General features: G+C 60.5%; 37 protein-coding genes and 1 tRNA gene. 14 read left to right on the forward strand and 24 right to left on the reverse strand.

The annotated features are described in order from the left end of the window. Nucleotides 1-16 precede the first annotated feature (16 nt). The 7 genes from rpmI (at nucleotide 17) to AC0ZZU_RS11235 (ending at nucleotide 4971) form a co-directional block, all read left to right on the forward strand. Nucleotides 17-211 carry a 50S ribosomal protein L35 gene (gene rpmI, locus AC0ZZU_RS11205; protein WP_130265274.1) on the forward strand — a complete coding sequence of 65 codons (195 nt, stop codon included), beginning with the start codon at nucleotides 17-19 and terminating at the stop codon, nucleotides 209-211. Between the two features lie 28 nt (nucleotides 212-239). Beyond that, the gene (gene rplT / locus AC0ZZU_RS11210) at nucleotides 240-596 is read left to right on the forward strand and encodes a 50S ribosomal protein L20 (protein WP_043860801.1); all 357 of its coding nucleotides are present in this window, start codon (nucleotides 240-242) and stop codon (nucleotides 594-596) included. A 109-nt stretch (nucleotides 597-705) separates the two neighbouring features. Then, nucleotides 706-1722, forward strand: a complete 1017-nt coding sequence (pheS, locus tag AC0ZZU_RS11215) for a phenylalanine--tRNA ligase subunit alpha (RefSeq protein ID WP_476340681.1) — start codon at nucleotides 706-708, stop codon at nucleotides 1720-1722. Nucleotides 1723-1757: 35 nt separating this feature from the next. After that, a complete protein-coding gene (pheT, locus tag AC0ZZU_RS11220) occupies nucleotides 1758-4139 on the forward strand; it encodes a phenylalanine--tRNA ligase subunit beta (protein ID WP_476340682.1) in 2382 nt (793 codons plus the stop codon). Nucleotides 4140-4142: 3 nt separating this feature from the next. Continuing rightward, nucleotides 4143-4445, forward strand: coding sequence for an integration host factor subunit alpha (ihfA, locus tag AC0ZZU_RS11225; RefSeq protein WP_002553164.1), 303 nt, complete (start codon nucleotides 4143-4145; stop codon nucleotides 4443-4445). Next, a complete protein-coding gene (locus tag AC0ZZU_RS11230; RefSeq protein WP_476340683.1) occupies nucleotides 4426-4788 on the forward strand; it encodes a MerR family transcriptional regulator in 363 nt (120 codons plus the stop codon). The genes ihfA and AC0ZZU_RS11230 overlap by 20 nt, the downstream gene beginning before the upstream one ends. A 106-nt stretch (nucleotides 4789-4894) precedes the next feature. Beyond that, nucleotides 4895-4971, forward strand: a tRNA-Pro gene (locus AC0ZZU_RS11235). A gap of 90 nt (nucleotides 4972-5061) precedes the next feature. Here the strand turns inward: AC0ZZU_RS11235 and AC0ZZU_RS11240 are convergent. Genes AC0ZZU_RS11240 through AC0ZZU_RS11280 form a run of 9 tightly spaced genes read right to left on the reverse strand, consistent with a single transcriptional unit; the run spans nucleotide 5062 to nucleotide 9270 of the window. After that, on the reverse strand, nucleotides 5062-6168 hold the full coding sequence (locus AC0ZZU_RS11240) for a phage integrase Arm DNA-binding domain-containing protein (RefSeq protein WP_476340684.1): 1107 nt from the start codon (nucleotides 6166-6168) through the stop codon (nucleotides 5062-5064). After that, a complete protein-coding gene (locus AC0ZZU_RS11245) occupies nucleotides 6168-6380 on the reverse strand; it encodes a hypothetical protein (protein ID WP_181128233.1) in 213 nt (70 codons plus the stop codon). Before AC0ZZU_RS11245 ends, AC0ZZU_RS11240 begins: the two co-directional genes overlap by 1 nt. A gap of 36 nt (nucleotides 6381-6416) precedes the next feature. After that, nucleotides 6417-6809, reverse strand: coding sequence for a DUF7694 domain-containing protein (locus AC0ZZU_RS11250; protein ID WP_476340685.1), 393 nt, complete (start codon nucleotides 6807-6809; stop codon nucleotides 6417-6419). A 55-nt stretch (nucleotides 6810-6864) separates the two neighbouring features. Beyond that, entirely contained in the window at nucleotides 6865-7095 is a 231-nt protein-coding gene (locus AC0ZZU_RS11255) for a hypothetical protein (RefSeq protein WP_476340686.1), read from the reverse strand. A 43-nt stretch (nucleotides 7096-7138) separates the two neighbouring features. Continuing rightward, nucleotides 7139-7489, reverse strand: coding sequence for a hypothetical protein (locus tag AC0ZZU_RS11260; protein ID WP_476340687.1), 351 nt, complete (start codon nucleotides 7487-7489; stop codon nucleotides 7139-7141). After that, the gene (locus tag AC0ZZU_RS11265) at nucleotides 7486-7869 is read right to left on the reverse strand and encodes a phage protein NinX family protein (RefSeq protein ID WP_476340688.1); all 384 of its coding nucleotides are present in this window, start codon (nucleotides 7867-7869) and stop codon (nucleotides 7486-7488) included. Before AC0ZZU_RS11265 ends, AC0ZZU_RS11260 begins: the two co-directional genes overlap by 4 nt. Continuing rightward, complete coding sequence (locus AC0ZZU_RS11270; RefSeq protein WP_476340689.1) at nucleotides 7866-8120, reverse strand: hypothetical protein; 255 nt, start codon at nucleotides 8118-8120, stop codon at nucleotides 7866-7868. Before AC0ZZU_RS11270 ends, AC0ZZU_RS11265 begins: the two co-directional genes overlap by 4 nt. Further along, nucleotides 8117-8386, reverse strand: coding sequence for a hypothetical protein (locus AC0ZZU_RS11275; RefSeq protein WP_476340690.1), 270 nt, complete (start codon nucleotides 8384-8386; stop codon nucleotides 8117-8119). Before AC0ZZU_RS11275 ends, AC0ZZU_RS11270 begins: the two co-directional genes overlap by 4 nt. Then, the gene (locus AC0ZZU_RS11280; RefSeq protein ID WP_476340691.1) at nucleotides 8383-9270 is read right to left on the reverse strand and encodes a hypothetical protein; all 888 of its coding nucleotides are present in this window, start codon (nucleotides 9268-9270) and stop codon (nucleotides 8383-8385) included. Before AC0ZZU_RS11280 ends, AC0ZZU_RS11275 begins: the two co-directional genes overlap by 4 nt. Before the next feature lie 177 nt (nucleotides 9271-9447). On the opposite strand from AC0ZZU_RS11280, the gene AC0ZZU_RS11285 reads away from it, so the two are divergent. Together AC0ZZU_RS11285 and AC0ZZU_RS11290 are read left to right on the forward strand one after the other, a co-directional pair. Beyond that, the gene (locus AC0ZZU_RS11285) at nucleotides 9448-9762 is read left to right on the forward strand and encodes a hypothetical protein (RefSeq protein WP_476340693.1); all 315 of its coding nucleotides are present in this window, start codon (nucleotides 9448-9450) and stop codon (nucleotides 9760-9762) included. Between the two features lie 17 nt (nucleotides 9763-9779). After that, complete coding sequence (locus tag AC0ZZU_RS11290) at nucleotides 9780-10034, forward strand: hypothetical protein (protein WP_476340695.1); 255 nt, start codon at nucleotides 9780-9782, stop codon at nucleotides 10032-10034. A 109-nt stretch (nucleotides 10035-10143) separates the two neighbouring features. On the opposite strand, the gene AC0ZZU_RS11295 is transcribed toward AC0ZZU_RS11290, so the two are convergent. Continuing rightward, nucleotides 10144-10467, reverse strand: coding sequence for a hypothetical protein (locus AC0ZZU_RS11295; RefSeq protein WP_476340696.1), 324 nt, complete (start codon nucleotides 10465-10467; stop codon nucleotides 10144-10146). A 236-nt stretch (nucleotides 10468-10703) separates the two neighbouring features. Here AC0ZZU_RS11295 and AC0ZZU_RS11300 point away from each other — a divergent pair, with 236 nt between their 5' ends. The 3 genes from AC0ZZU_RS11300 (at nucleotide 10704) to AC0ZZU_RS11310 (ending at nucleotide 11963) form a co-directional block, all read left to right on the forward strand. After that, nucleotides 10704-11048, forward strand: a complete 345-nt coding sequence (locus AC0ZZU_RS11300) for a DUF6864 domain-containing function (protein ID WP_476340698.1) — start codon at nucleotides 10704-10706, stop codon at nucleotides 11046-11048. 14 nt (nucleotides 11049-11062) lie between these two features. Next, nucleotides 11063-11437: a hypothetical protein gene (locus tag AC0ZZU_RS11305; RefSeq protein WP_476340699.1), complete on the forward strand. Its 375-nt coding sequence runs from the start codon at nucleotides 11063-11065 to the stop codon at nucleotides 11435-11437. A 268-nt stretch (nucleotides 11438-11705) separates the two neighbouring features. Beyond that, nucleotides 11706-11963: a hypothetical protein gene (locus AC0ZZU_RS11310; RefSeq protein ID WP_476340700.1), complete on the forward strand. Its 258-nt coding sequence runs from the start codon at nucleotides 11706-11708 to the stop codon at nucleotides 11961-11963. 114 nt (nucleotides 11964-12077) lie between these two features. Here AC0ZZU_RS11310 and AC0ZZU_RS11315 read toward each other — a convergent pair whose 3' ends face one another. From AC0ZZU_RS11315 to AC0ZZU_RS11325, 3 genes are read right to left on the reverse strand one after another with little or no spacing between them, the layout of a single operon-like run. Then, nucleotides 12078-13001, reverse strand: a complete 924-nt coding sequence (locus tag AC0ZZU_RS11315; RefSeq protein WP_476340702.1) for a DNA cytosine methyltransferase — start codon at nucleotides 12999-13001, stop codon at nucleotides 12078-12080. A 12-nt stretch (nucleotides 13002-13013) separates the two neighbouring features. After that, nucleotides 13014-13739, reverse strand: coding sequence for a hypothetical protein (locus AC0ZZU_RS11320; RefSeq protein WP_476340704.1), 726 nt, complete (start codon nucleotides 13737-13739; stop codon nucleotides 13014-13016). Further along, entirely contained in the window at nucleotides 13736-13924 is a 189-nt protein-coding gene (locus AC0ZZU_RS11325; RefSeq protein ID WP_476340705.1) for a hypothetical protein, read from the reverse strand. Before AC0ZZU_RS11325 ends, AC0ZZU_RS11320 begins: the two co-directional genes overlap by 4 nt. 290 nt (nucleotides 13925-14214) lie before the next feature. Between AC0ZZU_RS11325 and AC0ZZU_RS11330 the strand changes: the two genes are divergently transcribed. Next, a complete protein-coding gene (locus AC0ZZU_RS11330; protein WP_476340707.1) occupies nucleotides 14215-14511 on the forward strand; it encodes a hypothetical protein in 297 nt (98 codons plus the stop codon). Here the strand turns inward: AC0ZZU_RS11330 and AC0ZZU_RS11335 are convergent, their stop codons facing one another. Next, nucleotides 14512-15387: an adenine nucleotide alpha hydrolase family protein gene (locus AC0ZZU_RS11335; RefSeq protein WP_476340708.1), complete on the reverse strand. Its 876-nt coding sequence runs from the start codon at nucleotides 15385-15387 to the stop codon at nucleotides 14512-14514. It abuts the gene before it with no gap. Next, nucleotides 15384-16163 (reverse strand): DUF2786 domain-containing protein, encoded by a 780-nt coding sequence (locus AC0ZZU_RS11340; protein ID WP_476340710.1) that lies wholly within the window; start codon nucleotides 16161-16163, stop codon nucleotides 15384-15386. The genes AC0ZZU_RS11335 and AC0ZZU_RS11340 overlap by 4 nt, the downstream gene beginning before the upstream one ends. Nucleotides 16164-16317: 154 nt before the next feature. Here AC0ZZU_RS11340 and AC0ZZU_RS11345 point away from each other — a divergent pair, with 154 nt between their 5' ends. Then, on the forward strand, nucleotides 16318-16581 hold the full coding sequence (locus AC0ZZU_RS11345) for a hypothetical protein (protein ID WP_476340712.1): 264 nt from the start codon (nucleotides 16318-16320) through the stop codon (nucleotides 16579-16581). Here AC0ZZU_RS11345 and AC0ZZU_RS11350 read toward each other — a convergent pair. From AC0ZZU_RS11350 to AC0ZZU_RS11390, 9 genes are all read right to left on the reverse strand, one after another. Continuing rightward, nucleotides 16578-16928 (reverse strand): hypothetical protein, encoded by a 351-nt coding sequence (locus AC0ZZU_RS11350; protein ID WP_476340713.1) that lies wholly within the window; start codon nucleotides 16926-16928, stop codon nucleotides 16578-16580. The genes AC0ZZU_RS11345 and AC0ZZU_RS11350 overlap by 4 nt on opposite strands. Nucleotides 16929-16969: 41 nt before the next feature. Then, nucleotides 16970-17173, reverse strand: coding sequence for a hypothetical protein (locus AC0ZZU_RS11355; protein WP_476340714.1), 204 nt, complete (start codon nucleotides 17171-17173; stop codon nucleotides 16970-16972). 2 nt (nucleotides 17174-17175) lie between these two features. Further along, nucleotides 17176-17658, reverse strand: a complete 483-nt coding sequence (locus AC0ZZU_RS11360) for a single-stranded DNA-binding protein (protein ID WP_476340715.1) — start codon at nucleotides 17656-17658, stop codon at nucleotides 17176-17178. Then, nucleotides 17655-17996 carry a hypothetical protein gene (locus tag AC0ZZU_RS11365; protein WP_476340716.1) on the reverse strand — a complete coding sequence of 114 codons (342 nt, stop codon included), beginning with the start codon at nucleotides 17994-17996 and terminating at the stop codon, nucleotides 17655-17657. Before AC0ZZU_RS11365 ends, AC0ZZU_RS11360 begins: the two co-directional genes overlap by 4 nt. A gap of 28 nt (nucleotides 17997-18024) precedes the next feature. Continuing rightward, entirely contained in the window at nucleotides 18025-18408 is a 384-nt protein-coding gene (locus tag AC0ZZU_RS11370; protein ID WP_476340718.1) for a response regulator transcription factor, read from the reverse strand. Between the two features lie 510 nt (nucleotides 18409-18918). After that, nucleotides 18919-19110 (reverse strand): hypothetical protein, encoded by a 192-nt coding sequence (locus AC0ZZU_RS11375; RefSeq protein WP_476340720.1) that lies wholly within the window; start codon nucleotides 19108-19110, stop codon nucleotides 18919-18921. A gap of 55 nt (nucleotides 19111-19165) precedes the next feature. Next, nucleotides 19166-19345 carry a hypothetical protein gene (locus AC0ZZU_RS11380; protein ID WP_476340722.1) on the reverse strand — a complete coding sequence of 60 codons (180 nt, stop codon included), beginning with the start codon at nucleotides 19343-19345 and terminating at the stop codon, nucleotides 19166-19168. Nucleotides 19346-19410: 65 nt separating this feature from the next. Continuing rightward, entirely contained in the window at nucleotides 19411-19602 is a 192-nt protein-coding gene (locus AC0ZZU_RS11385) for a hypothetical protein (RefSeq protein ID WP_476340720.1), read from the reverse strand. Nucleotides 19603-19657: 55 nt separating this feature from the next. Beyond that, on the reverse strand, nucleotides 19658-19877 hold a 220-nt coding region (locus tag AC0ZZU_RS11390), incomplete at its 5' end, for a hypothetical protein (RefSeq protein WP_476340724.1).

A 19877-nucleotide genomic window follows, 5' to 3' on the forward strand; every position in this document is an offset into this window, starting at 1 on the left:
TGCGGAGTATCCGAACATGCCAAAAATGAAAACCAAAAGCGGTGCAGCCAAGCGTTTCCTGAAAACGGCAAACGGCATCAAGCACAAGCACGCTTTCAAGAGCCACATCCTGACCAAAATGTCGACCAAGCGTAAGCGTCAACTTCGTGGTAGCAGCTTGCTGCACCCGTCGGACGTTGCAAAAGTCGAGCGCATGCTGCGCATTCGTTAATTCTGGTCAAAGATAGAGGAAGTTACTCATGGCTCGTGTAAAGCGTGGCGTCATCGCTCGTAAGCGTCACAAGAAAATTCTGAAACTGGCTAAAGGCTACTACGGTGCACGCTCGCGCGTATTCCGTGTTGCCAAGCAAGCGGTCATCAAGGCAGGCCAATACGCCTACCGCGACCGTCGCCAGAAGAAGCGTCAGTTCCGCGCTCTGTGGATCGCTCGTATCAACGCTGGTGCTCGCGTCAACGGTCTGTCCTACAGCCGTCTGATCGCTGGCCTGAAAAAAGCGTCGATCGAAATCGACCGTAAAGTTCTGGCTGATCTGGCAGTGAACGAAAAAGCGGCGTTTGCTGCGATTGTCGAGAAGGCTAAAGCCGTTCTGGCTTAAGTACCCACGACAATCACCCGGCGGCGCTAGCGTTGCCGGGTGCTAAACGTCATCGATAGGGGAAGAGCCTTCAAAAGCTCTTCCCCTATTTTGTATCTGGAGTCTGTACATGGAAAACCTGGATGCGCTGGTCTCCCAAGCCCTGGAGGCCGTGGAGCGCGCTGAAGACATCAATGCCCTGGAACAGATCCGGGTTCAATTCCTTGGCAAGAAAGGCGAGCTGACCCAGGTGATGAAGACCCTGGGCAACCTGCCAGCCGAAGAGCGGCCAAAGGTTGGCGCGCTGATCAACGACGCCAAGGAGCGCGTCACGGTAGTGCTCAACGCACGCAAGGCCGCCTTTGAAGAAGCCGAGCTCAGCGCTCGCCTGGCCGCCGAATGCATTGATGTGACCCTGCCAGGCCGTGGCCAGACGACCGGTGGCCTGCACCCGATCACCCGTACCCTCGAGCGCATCGAAGAATTCTTCACTCACATCGGCTACGGCATCGCCGAAGGCCCTGAGGTCGAAGACGACTACCACAACTTCGAAGCCCTCAACATTCCCGGCCACCACCCGGCCCGGGCAATGCACGACACCTTCTATTTCAATGCCAACATGCTGTTGCGCACCCACACCTCGCCGGTGCAGGTACGGACCATGGAGTCGACCCAGCCGCCAATCCGCATTGTCTGCCCGGGCCGCGTCTACCGCTGCGACTCGGATATCACCCACTCGCCGATGTTCCACCAGGTCGAAGGCCTGCTGGTCGATCGCGGGATCAATTTCGCCGACCTCAAGGGCACCATCGAAGAATTCCTGCGCGTGTTCTTTGAAAAAGAGCTGTCGGTGCGCTTCCGCCCGTCGTTCTTCCCCTTCACCGAGCCTTCGGCTGAAGTCGACATCCAGTGCGTGATGTGCAGCGGCAACGGCTGCCGTGTCTGCAAGCAGACCGGCTGGCTCGAAGTCATGGGCTGCGGCATGGTTCACCCCGACGTGCTGCGCATGTCCGGCATCGACCCTGAGGAATACCAGGGCTTCGCCTTCGGCATGGGCGCCGAGCGCCTGGCCATGCTGCGTTATGGCGTCAACGATCTACGGCTGTTCTTCGACAACGACTTGCGATTCCTCGCGCAATTCCGCTAGGTCCGCACCCGTAACGCAACTTTCAGGAGAACAGCATGAAATTCAGTGAAAAGTGGCTGCGCGGTTGGGTCAACCCGCAAGTCAACCGTGACGAGCTCGTCGCCCGCCTGTCCATGGCCGGCCTCGAGGTCGACAGCGTTACCCCGGCTGCTGGCGAGTTCACCGGCATCGTCGTCGGCGAAGTGCTCAGCACCGAGCAGCACCCGGACGCCGACAAGCTTCGCGTGTGCCAGGTCGGCAACGGCAGCGAGACCTTCCAGGTAGTGTGCGGCGCACCCAACGTGCGCCCCGGCCTGAAGATCCCGTTCGCGATGATAGGCGCCCAGCTGCCAGGCGACTTCAAGATCAAGAAGGCCAAGCTGCGGGGCGTCGAGTCCAACGGCATGCTCTGCTCGGCCGCCGAACTGCAGATCAGCGAAGAAAACGACGGCCTGCTCGAGCTCGCCGCAGACGCTCCGGTGGGTGAAGACATCCGTGTCTACCTGGACCTGGACGACGCCAGCATCGAAGTCGACCTGACCCCGAACCGCGGTGACTGCCTGTCCCTGGCAGGCCTGGCCCGTGAAGTCGGCGCCCTGTACAACACCCCCGTCACACGCCCGCTGATCCCGGCCGTGGTTGCCGCCCACGACGAAATACGCCCGGTCGAGATCCTCGCTCCGGCAGCCTGTCCGCGTTACCTGGGCCGGGTGATCCGCAACGTCGACCTGTCCCGCCCGACCCCGCTGTGGATGGTCGAGCGCCTGCGCCGCGCGGACGTACGCAGCATCGACGCCGCGGTCGACATCACCAACTACGTGATGCTTGAGCTTGGCCAGCCGATGCACGCCTTCGATCTCGCCGAAATCAACGGCGGCATCCGCGTGCGCATGGCTGAAGAGGGCGAGAAGCTGGTCCTGCTCGACGGTCAGGAAGTTGCCCTGCGCGGCGACACCCTGGTTATCGCCGACCACACCCGCGCGCTGGCCATGGCCGGCGTCATGGGCGGCGAGCACAGTGGTGTCGCCACCGACAAGACCCGTGACCTGTTCCTCGAAAGCGCTTTCTTCGACCAGATCGCCATCGCCGGCAAGGCCCGTTCATACGGTCTGCACACCGACGCCTCGCACCGCTACGAGCGCGGCGTCGACTCGCAGCTCGCCCGCGAAGCCATGGAGCGCGCCACCGCGCTGCTGCTGGAGATCGTCGGCGGTGAAGCCGGCCCGATCACCGAAGCCGTGAGCGAGCAGCACTTGCCGAACATCGCCCCGGTTACCCTGCGCGCCGAGCGCATCGACCAGATGCTGGGTATGCAGATGCCAGCCGCCGAAGTCGAGCAACTGCTCAACGGCCTTGGCCTGAAGACCACCGCCAGCGGGGAAGGGCAGTGGCAGGTCGAAGTACCTAGCCATCGCTTCGACATCAGCATCGAAGTCGACCTGATCGAAGAGCTTGCACGCCTGTACGGCTACAACCGCCTGCCGGTTCGTTACCCGCAAGCTCGCCTGGCCCCGCAAGCCAAGCCAGAAGCCCGCGCCGAGCTGCCAAGCCTGCGCCGCCTGCTGGTCGCCCGCGGTTTCCAGGAAGCCATCACCTACAGCTTCATTGATCCAAAGCTGTTCGAGCTGTTCAGCCCGGGCGTCGAGCCACTGCTGCTGGCCAACCCGATCTCCAGCGACATGGCTGCCATGCGCGCCACCCTGTGGCCGGGCCTGGTAAAAGCCCTGCAGCACAACCTCAACCGCCAGCAAGACCGTGTGCGCCTGTTCGAAAGCGGCCAACGCTTCGTCGGCCAGCTCGGTGACCTGCAGCAACAGCCCATGATCGCCGGCGTCGTCTGCGGCAGCCGTCTGCCGGAAGGCTGGGCCAATGCCCGTGACAGCATCGACTTCTTCGACGTGAAAGCAGATGTCGAAGCCGTGCTAGGCTATTCCGGTGCCCTTGACGACTTCACCTTCGTCGCCGGCAAGCATCCAGCCCTGCACCCAGGCCAGACCGCCCGCATCGAGCGCGACGGCCGCGAAGTTGGCTTCCTCGGCGCCCTGCACCCAGAGCTCGCGAAAGCCCTGGGCCTGGATCGCCCGGTGTACCTCTTCGAGCTGGTCCTGGAAGAAGCTGTCCAAGGCCACCTGCCCAAGTTCAGCGAACTGTCCAAGTTCCCTGAAACCAGGCGTGACCTGGCTTTGATCGCAGGTCGTGATGTAGCTTCTAGCTCCGTGCTGCAGGTTATTCGAGACAATGCAGGTGAATGGCTCACGGACCTCAGGCTCTTTGATGTCTATCAGGGTAAAGGCATTGATCCGGATAGAAAAAGCCTCGCCGTCGGCTTGACCTGGCAGCATCCATCGCGCACTCTTAACGACGATGAGGTGAACGCCACCCTGCAAAATATTCTCACCTCGCTCGAACAAGGGTTGAACACCACGTTAAGGAAATAGCGTATGGGTGCTCTGACGAAAGCTGAGATGGCCGAGCGGCTCTATGAAGAGCTAGGCTTGAACAAGCGTGAGGCCAAAGAGCTGGTAGAACTCTTCTTCGAAGAGATCAGGCACGCGCTTGAAGACAACGAGCAGGTCAAATTGTCGGGTTTTGGCAATTTCGACCTGCGGGACAAACGGCAGCGACCGGGTCGCAACCCCAAGACAGGGGAAGAGATCCCGATCACTGCGCGCCGCGTCGTCACCTTTCGTCCAGGGCAGAAGTTGAAAGCCCGGGTTGAGGCCTATGCTGGAACCAAGTCATAACGACGAGCTTCCGCCCATTCCAGGCAAACGCTACTTCACCATTGGTGAAGTCAGCGAGCTTTGTGCCGTAAAACCGCACGTGCTCCGTTACTGGGAGCAGGAATTTCCCCAACTCAACCCGGTCAAGCGCCGCGGAAACCGACGGTATTATCAGCGCCAGGACGTGCTGATGATCCGCCAGATCCGCGCCCTCTTGTACGAGCAGGGCTTCACTATCGGCGGCGCGCGGTTGCGCATGTCGAGTGAAGAAGCCAAGGAAGACAACAACCAGTACAAGCAGATGATTCGGCAGATGATCGTCGAATTGGAAGATGTGCTGGTGGTTTTGAAGAAGCCCGTTTGATCCGACGAGTGGAAAGATTTTTGAAAAAAAGCTTTCTTCTTTCAAAAGCTTGCGGTACATTCTTCAACGTTCTCAGCAGGTTTGGGAACAAGCTTCAAAGCCCAGTCGGGGCGTAGCGCAGCCCGGTAGCGCACTTGCATGGGGTGCAAGGGGTCGAGTGTTCGAATCACTCCGTCCCGACCATATATTCCTGAGTAAAATCAGACACTTAAGCCGGTTACTTAAACCGGCTTTTTTGTGCCTGCGCAAAGCATGCGCAAAACTCGCGCAAAACTATCCGGCGAAGTCGCCAATATTCAGGTCCGCTTCGACCTCGGACCAGACCACATCCTCGTGTCCCTTCTGATAGTTCCTGGTCATACCTTCGGTGGTATGCCCGGCGATCTTCTGGCCGTCTTTCCCTGCTCGCTTGTACAAGTGAAGGGAGAGGGCGCGCACCTCATGGAACCCCGGCATCTCTTCCTCTTTGAGGTCGCTATAGCAGCCGGCGGCATCCCTCGCATCCTTGAAGGCCCGGGTGAGAAATCGCTCATCCACCTTCGTCCAGTGATCCTTTCCCTCTCGTTTCTTCTTCCGCTCCGGCCGCCTGTGCACCAGGTAAGGTGACAGGATGTCGTCTCGACACCTGTTCAGCACTTGGCTCAACTGCTCGCTGATCTTGAGTTTGAGCCAGCCCGCGTCGGACGCTTTCTCGGTTTTGCTCTGCACGACATACAGAAAGCCGTCGCGGGCATCCTCGAACTTCATGTTGAGAATGTCACCCCGGCGCTGCGCGGTGATCAGCGCGAGGTCGATCGCGTTCTGGAGCCAGCGCGGCGACTTCTCGCGAATGGCCTTGAGCCCCTCGACGGTATGCCGCTTGCGCTGCTTCTTCTCGATCTTCGGAATGGTGCTGGCGGCTGGGTTGTCCGGACAGAGTCCCTTTGCAGCAGCATGGTTGAACAGATCGATCAGGATTGCCCGAGCCTGGTTGCTGGCGCGGGCTGTAAGTGGCTCCAGGAACTCAGCCACCATCCGGATTGTGACCTGGTCAATCGGCCGATCGCCGAGCACGGCCCGAACCTGCTTGAACCGCACGGCATAGAGGTCCAGTGTGGCCTTGGCCAGCTCGCGCGGCGGCAGCACGTCCCGCTCATAGGCGGCCAGGAACTCGGTAACCGTAACGGTCGTTTCGCCCAGCACGGCGGCGACCAAGTCCTCGCCGCGCAGGAAGTTGGTGTTGAGCTGGGCCGCGGCATCGATAGCACGGCCCCGATCTTGGCCAAACTGGAACCACTTACCGTCGGTTGGCCGACGATACCGATAGGTACCGCGGCGTGCGTCGAAATACAGATTGGGGGGCAGGCCTTTGTTGGCCTTGTTCCTTGGTCGAGGAACCATCAGGCAGCTCCTTTAAGCACCATGTCGACCAGTGCGTTGCCGGTAGTCCGCTGGTAGGCGGCCCAGTCAACGTACCAGATATTGCCGATGCGCTCGCCGGGCAGCTTGCGATCGCGCAGGTAGTTGCGAATTGCTTGGGAGCAGAGCGGGGTGCCGTTTTCACCCCACTTACGGCGCTGAAATTCGCTGATCTTGATGAGTTCTTTTTTCATTCGAGGCTCCATGCCGCCAGTGGCGACAGGTAAGTGTTATCGCGAAGCCGACCATTTGAAGGTCAGGCTCTCGGGTGGGAAAAAGAGGTGGCGCATGTTGGCGACATTGACGATGTCGCGGTCGGCCGGGAAGACCTCCACCGCATCCATGCCGCCGCGACCGCACTCGCGCTTAAGCTGCATGAGCTCGTCCCAGGTAACCTGGTCGACCCAGGTGGTACCGTTATGCGCCGTGCGGCAGATGCTCATTCGTTGATAGCCGGCGGGCTCGGCGAAGACCTGGACGAGGAAGGCTTGGGACCGCCAGACCTCGGTCAGTCCCGGTGGTGGCAGGCTTGGCCACTCGTCCTGCGATACGCGCCGAAGCACTGAGGGTTCTTTGGCGTTCTGCTTTGCCAGCAGACGGCGTTGAATCCGATCCGTTTTCATGACAACAGCTCTCCATGCCCGCGCATGTCGGCGGGCTTGAGTTGTAGGGGAGGGGTTAACGCTTTTCGACGTCGGTGGTGATGGCTTCGACGATCACCGGGCCAAGGATGCGGGTGCTGGCAACGTGATCCTTGAACACCTTGTTCAGCCGCCCGATCGCTGCTTCGCGGGCCTGCCGGTAGACCTGATCGAGAGTGCAGTCCGGGCCCCATGAGCCGAGGTTGGTAAGCTCGACCGTGATAGTGACCTTCGCGCCGGTGGTGGTTCGTGCACGCGGTTTGCTCATCGCGGACCCCTGTAGATCAGGTAGGCCATATAGGCGAGGGGGATCACGTCTTCTTCTCCTGGGCGCGGGCCAGCGCCTTGTCCATCATGGCAATCGACTTGCGTCGGCGCTCTTGGACCTCAGTGCTGTCGGGGTCATAGCTTCGACCGAGGAAAGTTTTGGGGTCCTTCGCCATAGCCCGCTTCACACGTTCGAAGTTCTCGTCGCGCTGCCACACGCTGCTGTAGACCAGGAACGGCTTCTTGCCCTGTGTTTCGGCATCCGCCAGTTTCCAGATGGCCTGGCGGTCGAAGGTCATGAGCGCATCCATGGCGCACACCGCCAGGCGCAGCTCATCGTACTCCGGCGGCTCGCCAGATCGTGCGGCGTCGATGATTTCGCCGAGAGTTTTCATGGCATCAGCTCCTTCGGCACCTGGACGGTATCGCCGAGCTTGGCGCAGACGATTGCCCGGCACGCGGCAGTAAGATGGGTCGATCCGCTGCCATCGCCAGCCTCATAGTTCAACCCCGTGCAGGCAAAGTAGGCATCCGGGTAGAGCCCGAAGCCGATGCGGTATTGGTCAAGCAGCGGACCGCCTAACGACCAGTCCTCCTGCGGGTTGTACCGTTCGACCCTGGTGGTCGCCTCGCCGGCGCGCCGCACGAACACCCGCCAGGGGTTGCCGTACTGCGGCGGTTCCAGCAGCACGTCCTGGCCGTCGGCCTTGCCCACTGCCCAGGCCAGTTGCTCGCCAACCAGGTCGGCTGCCTTCACTTCGATCAGGTTGGTCATGGCTCGAATCCTTTGGCGCGCATCGCTACCGACAGACTCTTTACGGTCTGGGCGTGCGATACGACCTCTCCGGGGCGCATATCGGAAAGCTTGCCAGCCCGGGCACAGTCCACGAACTGCTCGAGCTCCTGCACCTGAGCTGGGATATGGCCGTCTGATGAGCAGGTGACCTCATGCTCTACGCCGTCGACGACGATGCGCCGAGGGTGGCGCCTAAGTCCGCGCACGACAATGGTGGTGAATTCGCTCACAGCTGATACCTCTCATCAATCCAGCGCCCAGGCGCCAGTGCGGGTGTAGGTTCGGGTTGGGTTTCGTGCGGGGAAAGCTGGCGCTCGGTGCCGGCCTGCAGCTGGCTATCGGGTATGCAGCTGATGCCGGCGCCCTGGCCTGGCCCGTACAGGTAGCAGGTGACGCCGCGGGCATCGTCACGTACGACGACCACTCGGTTATCAAGGATCTCGGTTGCGCTGGCGCCGGTGGCCAGCAGCAGGAGGCAGAAGGCGAGGCGGGTCATTGGCTCACCTCACGCTGGTAGCCGGCGTATGCCTCTGCGTTGCACTTCGGGCAGGGGATGTCGCCGCCGCTCAGCAGCGGCCCGCCTGGTACATCGCAGCTGTCTTCATCCCACAGGAAGCCATCGGAACACTGAGCATCTGGATACGGCGCGCCGAAGTGGCTGCCCTGGTAGTCGCACGGCTTGATCACTTTGAATTCGACGACCCAGACCCATGGGTTGGCGTCCCAGCTTTCGGCGCCATTGATCGATCGCCAGAGGCCTGCAAAAGCCTTCGAGGCGTGAGTCTCGAGCGGAGTCGTTCCGTCGTCCGGCCCAACCATGTATCCGGTGCAGAGGGGCCAGCCGTCATCGGGACGGAATGGCACGCCAACAATGCCCTCGGCAATTGCCTGCTGCTCGCTGATGTCCTGCAGGCGCTCGACGCGCACGTCGGTGATCTCCAGTAGGATGCGGCTGGCCCAACGCGGCATGTGGATGCTTGGCCGCCAGGTGATCAGGCTTTCTTCGCCTTCCCAATCCGGTAACGGGTCGGCGCGGTAGACCACGTCGACACCGGCTCGCTCGTCAACGGGCACATTGGCTTGCCGGTAGTCGTTGATGAAGCAGGTTTCGCGTACCCACAGGCGGTCGCCTGGCTGGCCGTATGGACACTTCGCTTCCCACTGTCCGCCGGACCGGGTGGTGTATGCCCAAAAGCCATCCACCTCGTCGCCATTTTCAGCGCGACCGGAGACATATTCGAAACGGTGATCGCGGCGCGACCAGCTCAGATCGAACGGCTGATGCTTGACAGGGCGCCTGGTGACCGTCTTCCGCCCCTCCAGGATGGCGCGCACCATCGGCGCGCTGAACAGGATCGGGCGTTCCTTTGCTTCAGGCATGACTACTCCAGGGCCGCCACATGGCGGCTTCTATAGATAGGGGGGTATAAATTCGGCAACCAAGCGCGCCGATGGTCCGACTACTTCTCAAAATCAGCCGATACAGTTGCAGTGGTGGAGAGTTCCGTTATGTTTGTCTAACGGCTGTACAACTCGACCGGTGGATCTGGAGGAACCATGAGAAAGCGAGGCGATCTTTTTTGGGACTGGGCAGACCCAACGCTTCACCACCGTTCGCATGACGAGAAGCTCAGCGACGGCACCTACATTGATGTGCAGGTTCGGCTGTCCCGAGTCGGTTCCACTCAGTTGTTCATCGGCATCTACAATCCCGCGGGCCTCTCTCAGCATGAGGAGGCGTATGACAACCGCCCTGGCGAATCCATGACCCGGGCGCTGGCTTGGGGTGTTGGCCGCGCCCGGGTGATTGCCACCCACGGCTTGGCATCTGCGGACCAGGTTGAAGGTCAACTGCTCGTTGCTTTGAAATAAAGGACCCGGGGATAGGGATGGATGATTTTCTTCACTTAGCGACGTTTATTGTTGCCCTGGGCGGTCTTAGCGTTGTCTTGTCGGTGCTTCGTCATCTCCGTGCGTTCTCGCAGCGCATGGACGCTATTGAGGTGGACCGTGCTTGGTTCAATAACCATCGCGAAGAACAACTGCAGGGTCTGCAGACCGAAATCCTTGAGCTGCGAAGCCAGGTTGCTGATTTGCTCGAGCATCAGTTCGGCACTCTGCGTGACCCAGATGACCCCCGCTGAGATCACGCCTCTTCGAATGGCGCATCACGGCAGTGCAATCGCGCATCCACTCGCGATCGAAGTGACAGTAGCCTGAACAGGCCAGCATCAGTTGACGTTCACCAGGCCCTCAAAGGCGCACCTCGCCGGTGGCTGCGAACCGTTGAAGTATCGGCAACAGGGTAGTGACCTGCTCCCTGCTCAGGTGCATGCGGGTGGGCAGCAGCACCTGGTCAGGGATGGGGTAGGGCACCCAGCCGGCCGTTTCCTTGGTGTCAACGTCAAACGTTGCGGCCTGGCTGGCCATCATCTGCGGCTCGGCACTCTCGACGCCCAGCCAGATAGCCTCAGGCTCTACCAGGCTGCTCAGCTGAACATTGCAGCGGGCGCCGTAGAGGTCAGAAAACTCGAGCAGGCTAAAGCTCCGGCTCGTGGTGCTCGATACGATTTCCATGGATTGGCCTTTGCCGCCATATCGCGGCTGTTCGAAATAAAGGGGAGAGGGGGTTGCAGATGGGTGGAGTACAGATGTGCTCTTAGAGCGGTTCTGGGTTCGGGGTTCTGGGTTCCGGGCTGGCTTCGCTGTTGCTGTGCATAGCGACTCATCACTACAATCCGTTTTTTAGGGGGATAGAGTGATGCCCTCCAATAATTTGAATGGGATTCAGAGCGTTAACTATGAAGATAGATATGTCTACTTCGATCGAGATTGGCGGCAAGATAAGTGTTTTCTCGAATTGTGTTCATTTTAAAGAATCAAAAACACTCAGGCTTAACCTGGATGGATGGCATTGCCTTATTAATTTCAAATATGATGAAAAAAAGTCTCGATTTGAAGCGGATGTTAATTCGGATGGGATTTATCAAATTGATATTTTTAATCACAAAAGCCCACTAGGTGATGTGGTCGCAAAGCCGTTCGCAATTGCTACTAGTGAAGTTGGAATGGTGTATCTGACATACTTCACCAATCTCATTGATGAGGCGAGCGAGACTAGGCGTTTTGAGTATACTCTTTGGATGGATAAGAAGTGACGGGGAAAGGAGGAGTGGAAGATAATCAGCGGAAATTCGGAAATGTCGCACCTGCCGCGCCGGTTCATCAGCACGGCTCACCTTCGAGCAACTCGCCAGTGAGACCACATTTCGAAAGCAATGAGTCTCGACAGCAGGGTGCCTCCGAAGGAGCCTACACTAAGACCATCGGCTCCGGTGATAATGCTAGAAATACGTTTGTGTATGTGACAATCAGTTGGAGCTTCATCGTTGGTTCGGTGATGTGCGCAGCTTTCTATTTAAAAAGTTTTGTAGATCCCAACGTCCCTAGTGATGAACTGATGTTGACTATCAAAGATGTTTGGTCTGTGTTTGTGCCCATGATCACTCTTGCGCTTGGATACGCTTTCGGGAAAGGGGCGTCCTGAGGCTTGCTCTATCGAAGGAGGGATGTTACAGCCTCCTGAGCCTGCTGCTACGGCTGGCTTGGCCTGGACCTCGTGAACCTCATAGCAGGCCACGCTTTCATTCGGGAGATGGGCTAGCGCTGGATTGATCGAGTCGCGGGGAACGCTGACAGTTTCGGATTTGCTGGATCGGTTTTCTGTTGGCATTGAAGATCGGTAGTAATGGCTTTTGGCCCTAAGTTCATGTATTGAATAGACGCTTCGTAAAATTGACCCTAGGAGGATCGTGATGGAGCAATTGTTGAAACAGCTGATTGGAATCGCTGAAGGCCACACCGTGGTGATTCCCAAGGAATCTTCGGTAACGACTGCCACCAGCCATTCAGAGACGTTGAACGTTTTGAGCGGGAGCGGTGCTCTTGTAGATGCTTATCGAGTGACGCGTGTTCCGACAGGAATCAACGGTGCCGGGGGCATAACGTGGGAGCGAGTCTTCGGCAGTGGCGCTAGCAGTGTTGATATAGAGTCGCTCGGCACAGCATTCTGAAGAGCACGAGCCGCGTAGCCTGAGACTTGGGTTCGCGGCTTTTTGACAATTCGAGCTAACGCATTTGCCACGGTGTCCTGTCGGGTAGTTGACGTGGCGCGAGCTTCAAGAGGCCTAGGCTGTCTTAAGTAGCGCTTCGGTCACTCTTTGTCCGGCCAGAGGAGGCACCGCGTTACCAGCCATATGCATGGTCAACCGATGGTTGTCCGGCCGCAGGGTGTCGGCCGGGAAAGACATCGCGGCTAGAGCCTCGCTGGCGCTAAGCATCCGCATCCGGTCACCGTCGACCAAGGCCCAGCGGTCCAGGGTGGTGATGGTGCCGATTGGCCTGTTGATGTCGCGCCCGGTGGTGCCGGACCCCTTGCCGTAGTAGGGCATGATGAAGCGCTCGCCGAAGCGGGCCCGGCCATTGCGCACCCGGTTTAGGGTCGCCTGGGCGCGGCCTGGCTTCTCGATGGGCAACCAGCGTCCGGCGTCGAAGTCGAGGAAGCTGGCGGCGGGTACGTGCTGGCGCTGCTGCAGGTTCAGCATCAGCGGCGCCCGGCTGCGAGTGATCACCAAGAACAGCCGCACCCGGTGTTGCGGCACGCCGAGATCGGCGCAGTCCACCACATGCGGTGCGACCTGGTAGCCCAGCGCCTGCACCGCGGCCAACCAGGCAGGGTAGAGCGCCCAGCCGGTGAACTCGACCACGTTCTCGACCAGCGCCGCTTCTGGCCGGTGGAACTCCAACGCCGACACGACCGCCCAGGCCGTCGACCGCGACGAGTCATGCTGAGGGTTGCCGGATGCTTTGCCGCGGGCCTTCGAGTGGCCCTGGCAGCAGGGCGAGGCCAGCAGCAGGTCATGGGACGGCACGTTTTCCCAGCGCGCCTGGTGCAGGTCCTGGCACACGTGCTCGGCATCAGGGTGGTTGGCGCTGTGCCATTCAACGGCAACGGGCCAGTGGTTTGCCGCCCAGAGAACCTGGACGCCTGCGGCGCGCGCGCCGGTGCTCCATCCGCCGAGGCCGGCGAACAGGTCGATTGCTGTTGTCATTGGTCTATCCGATTAGAGGGCCATTTCGACTTGAGGCTCGCGGAGCCAGATCGGAGAACTGTTGTGCGCCTCGATCCGATCAGCGATCACGCTGGCGCGCTGGCCGGCGGACGGCGGGGTGTACATACCGAAACGGCTGATGCTTCCGCCGTTCACCGCCGCGTTCGTGCTGTCGGCTGATGCCAGCGGCAAGCGCTGGAAGATGGCCGGGTCAAGCATGCGCAGGCCGTGCAAGCGGCACACTGGTCGGCCCTGATCGTCGCAAATCGCGTCCATTGCTCCGCCCATGCGTTTCCACCATGCCGCGGTGCCAGGTGATCGCCACTGGCCGGAACTACCGATGGCAACCATCCGCCAGGCTTGTGCCAGGCGCTGCAGCCGCTCGATCGACTCATGCATGTGCCAGACCGGGACACCAGAGAGATGGCCGGGCCATTGATCGAGCAGCCGGTCGTTGGCGTCTTCGTCCCCATCGATCACATCAGGGATCATCGCCCAGTCGAAGCCTGGGTGGCGGTGCCAGTCATCCACCCAGCGGGCGTATCCCTCGACATCGACCTGGCCACCTTTCTTCCAGACAGTGAACGCACCGTTGTCGAAGACGAAGGACTGACAGACCTCGGCGACAATACCCATGTCGTCCTTGCGCGGGAACGGCACCAAAGCGTGTCGTCCGGAAAGCAACCGCGCCGCGTCCTGCCGGGTGCCGCCGATTGGCGTGCCGTGGTAGTGGATCATCCGCTCTGCCTCAGTGATTCGATCTCAACGCCTTGATGCACAGCCTTGAGTATTAGTTCGCCGCTGAAGCGCTCGGCCAATTCGTCTGCGATCTGTTCTTGAAAGCCCTGCTTGATCAGCGCGGTGGCGGTCTTGATGTGCTCGACAAGAATCATCGTCTGGCTACGGATCTCCAGGCTGTACACGATTACCTCGCCATCACTAGGGCATGTCGCGGTGAACGAGTGTCGGTAGGTATTACTGGATCGGTTTTCTGTGGGCATGGGAATACCTCGCAGCTATAGTTCGCCACAGCTCACTGGAGGCTGCGGAAATGAAGTTTTATTGGAAGATCAGGCGATACCTTCCCGACGCTCTGCGGTATCAAGTGGAGATCAGGCATTGCCGGGCAGCTCAAGAGGCAATGGAGAGGGCACGACCGCCAGACACCAGGACTGCCCATGAGAGCGGTGCGGTTAGCTCATTCCATCAGGAGATGTCCGAGCTGTATCAATGGCGTCGCGACCTGATAACTCGGGAGTATCGGAGAAAGCTTGATCGTCTCTCGGTTCCAATGCCCAGCACCAAGGATGGGGGACTCTGGGAGTATGTCGAATGCGATATAACGGGTGAAAAGATTCGCTGCCTCACCACCGAAGGTGAGGTCGCCGCAAGAGCGGCGCTGAGGGAAGAGCAAAAGCACCGGCGGGAGGTGAAGGCTTTCTGGCTGACATGGGTCACCGGCCTAGGCGGTATCATCATCGGGGTTTTATCCGTATGGCCCAAAAAATGATCAGTCTCCGCACATGCAGTCGATGAGGTCTTCGTCTTCTGCGATGTCCAGGTCCAGAGGCATCTGCCGGCCGAGCTGGTCAGCCATCCAGGCCATGGCCTTGTAGTTGGGCCGGTCGCGGCGGAACACTTGACCGGTGCGTTCTTCCGCCTCTATCCACCAGCGAGCCGTGTCGGGGTTCTCGATGATGGCCCGGATGATCTTCTCGGGTGACTTCAGGAAGCAGAGGTCGCAGTTGCCCAGGTCGGAGTCGATGCCCAGGTCGAACAGCTGGCGCGCCCAGAAGCTGTTCACGCCGGGCTTCAGTACGCCAGCGTGGTACATGGGCGTCACGTTCTCCCACCGGTTACCGCCTTTTTCGTTCGCCGCCATCATACGGTGGTAGCGCCGTGGCTCGTCTGCGCGGATGCCGATAATCGCGTCCCACGAGGCCAGGCCGACCACATCCCGCATATACCAGGTGCTGGCCTTGATCTTCATCCGGTCTGTGCACATCCGGTTGACAGGGTTCGGCAAGATGGGCGGCTCGTTCTTTTCCTCGCGCCGGTAGTCGGTGTAGTACTGCAGCATCAGGTCGAACGGCTCTCCGTTCCGGCTTGCCGTCTCGTGGCTGACGACTTTCCAGCTCAGTCCTTGGCCGTAAACCCCGTCGAATTCCAACCAGGTGATAGGCACGTTCCAGTGACGCTGGCACTCGCGGATGAAGTCAAGCGTTTCATTCCGCTCTTTGCCGGTGTTCTGGAAGGTAACGTGAACCCCTTCGGGCAGCTGCCCGCCGTGCGCTTCGAGGATGTGGTAAAGCATGTACCCGGAGCTGCGTCCGCCACTGAAGCCGATCTGCGCCGGCCCAGTGATCTCGTAGGGATTCATGGTCATAGACTCGCCAGCCTGAGCTGCTCCTGGTCACCAGTGGCTAGCCCTGGGTTGAGCTCTACGCGCTGCCCGGCAAGCAGTCCAGCGATCTGCGCGTTGAGGTCCAGCTCAAACTCCCTGCGCTTACGCGGCTTGCCGATTTCCTTGCCAGCGAGGTATTGGTCGATCAAGGCCTGGTCCTGCGCCTGCACGCTCACAAGGTCACGTCCGCTGGACGACTGAACGATTGCAGGATCTTCTTCGCCGCGTGGCACAAGCTGATGAAGCTTCCCGTGCACGGCCGCGACCCAGGCCAGAGCGAAGTGATCACCGGCTGTCTCCGGTGAGTACAGGCTGCGCCGACGATCCGCCCGGACTTTTGCGGCGTACTCGCGGCGTGCCAGCGTCAACTTGGTGAGCAGTGTCTCGTAGGCGTACAGCGCGATCTGTGGGGCAGGAGAGACGCCGACAAACACTGCTCGTTCGACGCAGCGATGAGTCGCCTTACACCAGGCCGTGCGCGACAAAGCCGTCACCCCAAAGGTCTGGGCGACTACCGCGCTAAGATCGCGATCCCACGTTGGGCGACGCGTCGCTCGGACCTTGTCGGATTCGACCTCGCCTACATCGCTCAGCCGCACGTCCATTTCGGTGAGGCGGTACTCGCGCATCAACGCCTGAGCCTGGCGCATTGCCGTCGCGGCCTCGGTTTCGTTTGAGCTTTTGGAGAGGGCAAGGCAACGCTTGATCTTGCGGATGATCCGCTCGAGCTTGCTCTCGTCGAGCTTTTGTTCGGTCATGGGAGGTCCTCGCCGGGCTGGCGTGATTCGTTGAATAAGGGAGGTGCTGGCGGACAGCGGGGAAGGTATCAACCTTGGAAAAAGCTTTTTTCGGTCATGCGGATTGGGGTATTAAGGGGTGCTGGCATGGGGCCAGCCATTTATGGAGTTCTATATGACCGACGATTTGAAGCTAGCAGCGGACCGTCCTCGCAACGTGCGTTGGAATGGGCCGAAAGGACAAGAGGGATACTTGCAGTTCAAATGGAGCGATGACGCTTCGAACCCAATTCCGCGAGGTATACGGATTGAAGTTAAAGCGAAAGATGGTCGCTCTGGCACTCATGAAGACAACGAGGCGTGCGCCTCTTACGAAGCATGCCGTGCGCGAGGCATCCAAGTCATGCAGCAGATGATGCGGGAAATTGATCCTGATTAATACGGCGCTTGTATCTCGTCACCTGGATCCCGTCTGATTTCGGCCATACTGGCCGCTTCGAACTGGCGCACTAGTTTCGGCGAGATGTAAAAAGCTGGCGCGTCAGGTCGTTCAAGGCGACGCGCCCGCTCTTCAGGGTCCTGTGCAATCCACGACAAGGCCAGGTCCTGCCAGAGCTCCTGCACCTGGTCGTAACCGTGGCGTTCGATCTCCGCAGTCATGGCCGCCTTGATCCCTTCCGGCATGGTGAAGAACACCTTCTCGATGCCCAGCTTCGCGGCTTGCTTCTTCTGGCGGTCTCGGTAGTCCGCTGAGTGCTTCGCACCGCCGCTCTTCTTCTCGGCCATGGCCGGTACCTCTCAAGCCGCTGGGCGGCAAGTTGAACTGATCACGCCGCCTGTGCAGTTGCAGCGCTCTTTTGATTTTCACGGGACAGCTCCATATCTGTGTCATGCCAGCCACCGAGCCACCAACCGCCATCGATGGTCATGTTCCCGTAGGGCTGGGCCAGCCTGCACTTGCCGTTACGGCGCGCGGCGCGACCGTGGTAATAGGGCATGGGGAAGGGCAGGCGATGCCTGCGCGCTTTCATGGCTACGCCCCGGCCAGGTGATGCATCGGCGCGAACGGAATGTCGTCGTCGAAGCTGTCGTGATCGGGCGGTGCGGCCTGCTGGTTCTGCGGTGGGCGCTGCTGGCGCTGTGCCTGGGGCTGCTGCCCGCCCTGGCCCTGCGGCCTGCCGCCGAGCAGCTGCATCGTGCCGCGCATATCCACGAGGATTTCCGTGGTGTAGCGCTTGATGCCGTCCTTCTCCCACTCGCGGGTTTGCAGCTTGCCCTCGATGTAGACCTGGGAGCCCTTGCGCAGGTACTCGCCGGCGATCTCGGCGACCTTGCCGAAGAGCGAGACGCGGTGCCACTCGGTGCGCTCGACCTTCTGGCCGGTCTGCTTGTCCGTCCACTGCTCGCTGGTCGCCAGGCTCAGGTTGGTGACCGCGTTGCCGTTGGGCAGGTAGCGGGTTTCGGGATCCTGGCCGCAGGTGCCGACCAAGATCACCTTGTTGACGCCGCGGCTCATGAGGACGCCGCCCCGGTCACGACGATCATGACCAGGCCGAACAGTGCAGCCCAGCGCGTGGCGCGCTCGCCGACTTGCTTGACGGTGACGCAGGCCAGCGACTTGGCGTCGATCGCGCGCTCGAGGCTCTCGGCGTAGCGCACGGCTTCAACGTAGCGCTGATGATGCCCGTGCAGGCGATTGTTGCTGGCCGACACGACAGCCCAGCCGTTGCCGCTGGCCTGGACGAAGAAGCGCGACTTGCTCTGGAATTCGGCGGCGGCGCGCTGAGTGCGCTGCTGGAGCGCCTGGTACACCGCGCGTTTCTGCTGGACTTTCTGTTGCATGGTGGCGTGCATGATGGATCCTCAGGGGGTAGGGAAGGGGTCAGGCGTGGTGTTCGAAGGCCTCGGCCTTCCGTTCCACTCGAAGGTGGGCGACGCGGCGATCACCCATGCGGCGCTCGCGGCGCATCGGATCTTCGTCACCCATGACGGTGTGCATGGCGACCAGCGCGGCAAGCATGTAGCAGACCGGGCTGATGATCTGGCGCTTCATGGCTTCGGCCACCAGGGCGGTGCGGCGCAGGACGCCGAGCTTGAACATGGCCGCGGAGAGACGCTTGTCGACGGTGCCCGGGGCGATATCGATGTTCTTGGCGATCTCTTTCGCTGTCAGGCCCTGGGCTACGAAGAGGACGCATTGCAATTCGCGCGGAGCCAGGCCACGTCCGAGGTGGCCCATCCAATCGCCGCTGGTGATCGTAGTCATGAGGTGTTTCCTCGGTGTGGTTGTGTGGCTGCATTGGTCGTGACGCTCGCTGTGCCGTGAAACTCCCGGACCAGGGGAGGGCAAGCGTCACGACCGATGCAGCCTGGTGCTGGGGAGTACCAGGTGCTCGGGCAGTTAACGGCAGGCTGCCGTGGCGTTGGTTGTTCTTCGTTACCGCCAGGGGTAGCCCGGATAGGGCTCACCTGAAAGCCGGTGCTCTGCCTGTCCGGCCAACTTCTCCCAAAGAGCTTTCAGGCGCTTTCGCCCAGCCTTTGTTGCTTGATCGGGTATCACCGTTTTGGCCAAGGCGACGCCGCACTCTTCGCTGCAACAGCTGAATCCGTGCCCCCACGTCGTGCTCGACATGCGGGCGCCGCCCCATTCGTCCTTGGCGTCCTTTGCGCCGCACTGCGGGCAGTCATGGGTGAGGTAGTACTGTCTGGAACGCATATGGCTGCCCTCTGTTGATTTCCCGTCTGGCCCTCACGGAAGGCCAGCCAGTGAAAGCGCCTATCGGAAGCGCGCCTCAAGCTCGGCATGGGCGGCCTGCAGCCTTTCGATCAGGTCGAGCCGCTCGTTACCCGTGAGCACATGGGCGGCGTAGAGGATGCCGTCGGCCAGCGGGCTGCCATCCAGCGACATGACCTTCTTGCCGTCTTCGCGCACTGTCAGGCTGATCGTCTTAGGGGTGGTGTTGACCATTGCTTCCTCCAGGTGACTTCCCGTCTGGCCCTCGTCGGAAGGCCAGCCAGTGAAATCAGGCCGCGCGAACCTTGCTGGCGCGAGCCTTGAGTTGCTTGCCATCGATATCCACAACGAGATACTCGCCACCACCGCGGCCGGTACCGAGGTTCTTGGTACCGATGAACTTGCCCGTCTTGTCGACGCCGCGCGGGTTGGTGAGGATGACCGACTGGCCTTTGGTGAAACCGCTCATGGGATGTTCCTTTTGCTGGTTGATTTCCCGTCTGGCCCTCACGGAAGGCCAGCCAGTGAAAGCGCCTATCGGAAGCGCGCCTCAAGCTCGGCATGGGCGGCCTGCAGCCTTTCGATCAGGTCGAGCCGCTCGTTACCCGTGAGCACATGGGCGGCGTAGAGGATGCCGTCGGCCAGCGGGCTGCCATCCAGCGACATGACCTTCTTGCCGTCTTCGCGCACTGTCAGGCTGATCGTCTTAGGGGTGGTGTTGACCATTGCTTCCTCCAGGTGACTTCCCGTCTGGCCCTCGTCGGAAGGCCAGCCAGTGAAATCAGGCCGCGCGAACCTTGCTGGCGCGAGCCTTGAGTTGCTTGCCATCGATATCCACAACGAGATACTCGCCACCACCGCGGCCGGTACCGAGGTTCTTGGTACCGATGAACTTGCCCGTCTTGTCGACGCCGCGCGGGTTGGTGAGGATGACCGACTGGCCTTTGGTGAAACCGCTCATGGGATGTTCCTTTTGCTGGTTGATTTCCCGTCTGGCCCTC

This window comes from Pseudomonas sp. JE3303, from assembly GCF_056312565.1.

What these genes read in the sequence shown, in the direction of transcription:
- AC0ZZU_RS11385 (WP_476340720.1), bottom strand. Translation starts at nt 19,602, where the DNA reads ATGGTCAACACCACCCCTAAGACGATCAGCCTGACAGTGCGCGAAGAC.
- AC0ZZU_RS11290 (WP_476340695.1), top strand. Translation starts at nt 9,780, where the DNA reads ATGGATGATTTTCTTCACTTAGCGACGTTTATTGTTGCCCTGGGCGGT.
- AC0ZZU_RS11370 (WP_476340718.1), bottom strand. Translation starts at nt 18,408, where the DNA reads ATGACTACGATCACCAGCGGCGATTGGATGGGCCACCTCGGACGTGGC.
- AC0ZZU_RS11250 (WP_476340685.1), bottom strand. Translation starts at nt 6,809, where the DNA reads ATGAAAACGGATCGGATTCAACGCCGTCTGCTGGCAAAGCAGAACGCC.
- AC0ZZU_RS11340 (WP_476340710.1), bottom strand. Translation starts at nt 16,163, where the DNA reads ATGACCGAACAAAAGCTCGACGAGAGCAAGCTCGAGCGGATCATCCGC.
- AC0ZZU_RS11345 (WP_476340712.1), top strand. Translation starts at nt 16,318, where the DNA reads ATGACCGACGATTTGAAGCTAGCAGCGGACCGTCCTCGCAACGTGCGT.
- AC0ZZU_RS11365 (WP_476340716.1), bottom strand. Translation starts at nt 17,996, where the DNA reads ATGCACGCCACCATGCAACAGAAAGTCCAGCAGAAACGCGCGGTGTAC.
- AC0ZZU_RS11360 (WP_476340715.1), bottom strand. Translation starts at nt 17,658, where the DNA reads ATGAGCCGCGGCGTCAACAAGGTGATCTTGGTCGGCACCTGCGGCCAG.
- AC0ZZU_RS11375 (WP_476340720.1), bottom strand. Translation starts at nt 19,110, where the DNA reads ATGGTCAACACCACCCCTAAGACGATCAGCCTGACAGTGCGCGAAGAC.
- rplT (WP_043860801.1), top strand. Translation starts at nt 240, where the DNA reads ATGGCTCGTGTAAAGCGTGGCGTCATCGCTCGTAAGCGTCACAAGAAA.
- AC0ZZU_RS11255 (WP_476340686.1), bottom strand. Translation starts at nt 7,095, where the DNA reads ATGAGCAAACCGCGTGCACGAACCACCACCGGCGCGAAGGTCACTATC.
- AC0ZZU_RS11380 (WP_476340722.1), bottom strand. Translation starts at nt 19,345, where the DNA reads ATGAGCGGTTTCACCAAAGGCCAGTCGGTCATCCTCACCAACCCGCGC.
- rpmI (WP_130265274.1), top strand. Translation starts at nt 17, where the DNA reads ATGCCAAAAATGAAAACCAAAAGCGGTGCAGCCAAGCGTTTCCTGAAA.
- pheT (WP_476340682.1), top strand. Translation starts at nt 1,758, where the DNA reads ATGAAATTCAGTGAAAAGTGGCTGCGCGGTTGGGTCAACCCGCAAGTC.
- AC0ZZU_RS11265 (WP_476340688.1), bottom strand. Translation starts at nt 7,869, where the DNA reads ATGACCAACCTGATCGAAGTGAAGGCAGCCGACCTGGTTGGCGAGCAA.
- AC0ZZU_RS11300 (WP_476340698.1), top strand. Translation starts at nt 10,704, where the DNA reads ATGTCTACTTCGATCGAGATTGGCGGCAAGATAAGTGTTTTCTCGAAT.
- AC0ZZU_RS11230 (WP_476340683.1), top strand. Translation starts at nt 4,426, where the DNA reads ATGCTGGAACCAAGTCATAACGACGAGCTTCCGCCCATTCCAGGCAAA.
- AC0ZZU_RS11350 (WP_476340713.1), bottom strand. Translation starts at nt 16,928, where the DNA reads ATGGCCGAGAAGAAGAGCGGCGGTGCGAAGCACTCAGCGGACTACCGA.
- AC0ZZU_RS11285 (WP_476340693.1), top strand. Translation starts at nt 9,448, where the DNA reads ATGAGAAAGCGAGGCGATCTTTTTTGGGACTGGGCAGACCCAACGCTT.
- AC0ZZU_RS11315 (WP_476340702.1), bottom strand. Translation starts at nt 13,001, where the DNA reads ATGACAACAGCAATCGACCTGTTCGCCGGCCTCGGCGGATGGAGCACC.
- AC0ZZU_RS11275 (WP_476340690.1), bottom strand. Translation starts at nt 8,386, where the DNA reads ATGACCCGCCTCGCCTTCTGCCTCCTGCTGCTGGCCACCGGCGCCAGC.
- pheS (WP_476340681.1), top strand. Translation starts at nt 706, where the DNA reads ATGGAAAACCTGGATGCGCTGGTCTCCCAAGCCCTGGAGGCCGTGGAG.
- AC0ZZU_RS11335 (WP_476340708.1), bottom strand. Translation starts at nt 15,387, where the DNA reads ATGACCATGAATCCCTACGAGATCACTGGGCCGGCGCAGATCGGCTTC.
- AC0ZZU_RS11310 (WP_476340700.1), top strand. Translation starts at nt 11,706, where the DNA reads ATGGAGCAATTGTTGAAACAGCTGATTGGAATCGCTGAAGGCCACACC.
- AC0ZZU_RS11295 (WP_476340696.1), bottom strand. Translation starts at nt 10,467, where the DNA reads ATGGAAATCGTATCGAGCACCACGAGCCGGAGCTTTAGCCTGCTCGAG.
- AC0ZZU_RS11355 (WP_476340714.1), bottom strand. Translation starts at nt 17,173, where the DNA reads ATGAAAGCGCGCAGGCATCGCCTGCCCTTCCCCATGCCCTATTACCAC.
- AC0ZZU_RS11260 (WP_476340687.1), bottom strand. Translation starts at nt 7,489, where the DNA reads ATGAAAACTCTCGGCGAAATCATCGACGCCGCACGATCTGGCGAGCCG.
- AC0ZZU_RS11280 (WP_476340691.1), bottom strand. Translation starts at nt 9,270, where the DNA reads ATGCCTGAAGCAAAGGAACGCCCGATCCTGTTCAGCGCGCCGATGGTG.
- ihfA (WP_002553164.1), top strand. Translation starts at nt 4,143, where the DNA reads ATGGGTGCTCTGACGAAAGCTGAGATGGCCGAGCGGCTCTATGAAGAG.
- AC0ZZU_RS11245 (WP_181128233.1), bottom strand. Translation starts at nt 6,380, where the DNA reads ATGAAAAAAGAACTCATCAAGATCAGCGAATTTCAGCGCCGTAAGTGG.
- AC0ZZU_RS11330 (WP_476340707.1), top strand. Translation starts at nt 14,215, where the DNA reads ATGTCCGAGCTGTATCAATGGCGTCGCGACCTGATAACTCGGGAGTAT.
- AC0ZZU_RS11320 (WP_476340704.1), bottom strand. Translation starts at nt 13,739, where the DNA reads ATGATCCACTACCACGGCACGCCAATCGGCGGCACCCGGCAGGACGCG.
- AC0ZZU_RS11240 (WP_476340684.1), bottom strand. Translation starts at nt 6,168, where the DNA reads ATGGTTCCTCGACCAAGGAACAAGGCCAACAAAGGCCTGCCCCCCAAT.